General features: G+C 53.5%; 1 protein-coding gene and 1 pseudogene. Both read right to left on the bottom strand.

Features of this window, described 5'->3' with window-relative positions; genetic code table 11:
• On the bottom strand, positions 1-389 hold a 389-nt coding region (locus tag ASD50_RS19180; RefSeq protein ID WP_413813908.1), incomplete at its 3' end, for an ABC transporter permease subunit.
• Positions 382-1,137, bottom strand: a pseudogene (locus ASD50_RS19175) (branched-chain amino acid ABC transporter permease); the annotation flags it as partial. The gene ASD50_RS19180 and the pseudogene ASD50_RS19175, both read right to left, overlap by 8 nt.
• Positions 1,138-1,247 lie beyond the last annotated feature (110 nt).

Below are 1,247 nucleotides of genomic sequence, written 5' to 3'. Positions count from 1 at the left end.
GCGCCATGCCAAAAGGCAAGAAACGCAACCAATCCTGCCATCGCCACGGCGACCGCGATACCGACTACAAGAGCAGCAAAAGCCAATTCGGCGGAAAATCCCTGATAGGTAAATATCAGGGCGGTGACATAAGCTCCTGCCGCAAAAAATGCCGACTGCCCGAAAGTCAAAACTCCAAGGTAACCCCAGAGAATATCGACGGAAAGAGCGATAGACGCGTATATCATCGATCTTACGAGAACGTTGACTGAATACGCATCTATAAAGAAGGGCGTGACGCCAACACCGATCAGAGCTATAGTTGCTACAACGACCATCCTCGTTAGCGGGCTTGCCCGTGGCCGAAGGTGATGCGCTTTGCCCCATTCCTTCAAGTTCACATCACTCATAAGAAAACCCCTGCGGTCGAATACGGAGAATTACCGCGGCAAGAGCCGCAATTGTCATGCCGCCTAGGACCGCTCCGAAATAACCACTGACAATCACTTGTGCTCCGCCCAACACAACACTTGCAATAGCCAAGCTATAAAGAGAGGAGCCCGATACCAGCACGAGCATAAATGCGCTGATTAGCCAGGCTGTGCCCATATCCGGATAGACACTCGAAAGAGGTGTTATCAAAGCGCCGGCAACGGCGGCCAGCCCAGAGCCAAGGGTGAATGTCACCGTGCGAACGAGCCCGCTATTTATTCCAAGTCCGCGCGCAAGATCTTCGTTCATGATGACGGCGCGCGTGGAGAGACCTAGTGATGTACCCTTGAGTATCAAGGTCAAACCAAGTCCCAGCAGTAGTGCGAGAACGGTAAGCACCAGCCTGTAGATCGAATATGACTCACCGATGAGACTGACCACCCCTCGAACTGGAGGTTCAGCGAAATGAACACCACGATCGAAGACCAGAGTTATGATCTGGCCAATGATGATGCTCAGGCCCCAGGTGGCTAGGATAGCATCGAGCGGCCGATTGTATAACGACCGTACAACAACACGCTCCATGCCGAGACCAACAATCGCCCCAAAGACCGCCGCCAGAGGAATGCCTATCCAGGGATTCAACCCAAGCGCTGTGGCAATAACGGCAGCGTATCCGCCAAGCGTCATCAATCCGCCATGTGCGAAATTGATAAGCTTCATAACGCCGAATACGAGTGGCCTGCCCCATTAGGGAGGTCCACCGGATAAGTTAGAGTTCCGGCGGTTATGGTCGCCGAGATTGGCTGACCGGGGCGGAGCGTAGATCATTGTAG

This window comes from Mesorhizobium sp. Root552 (genome assembly GCF_001427285.1).
Classification (GTDB): domain Bacteria; phylum Pseudomonadota; class Alphaproteobacteria; order Rhizobiales; family Rhizobiaceae; genus Mesorhizobium.
The sequence above is the reverse complement of the archived record's forward strand: the minus strand, read 5'-3'. Positions and strand labels throughout refer to the sequence as shown.